Genomic DNA, 291 nt, shown 5'->3' on the forward strand with positions numbered 1-291 from the left:
GTGAGCTTCCTTGTCGTTGAAAGCGGCTTCGACCAGCTCACGGCTGACCTTCGCGCCTTGTTCTGCCGCTGCGAACACTGCGTCGCTAGCGACTTCACCGTTCGCGCTCGCGGTCAGGAATTCCATCTGGCGGTTCAGAAGTTCGCGCTTCGAGCTTGCGTTAAGCTCACCGTTCGCGCCGACAGCGCGTTCCTGCGAGCCGTCAAAGCGGTATTCAGAAGCGTTGACCATAGGCTTCTTAGCCGCATACGTTTGAATCTTGTTGGTACGCATGTGAGTACTCCGTATATT

1 protein-coding gene is annotated in these 291 nt (G+C 56.4%); it reads right to left on the reverse strand.

What is annotated here, in order from left to right:
• The coding region (locus AC1RPN_RS08865) for a hypothetical protein (RefSeq protein ID WP_481763821.1) at positions 1–273 on the reverse strand (273 nt) is incomplete at its 3' end.
• Between the last annotated feature and the right edge of the window lie 18 nt (positions 274–291).

Source organism: Dellaglioa sp. CoH-57-MRSF-20 (assembly GCF_056781955.1).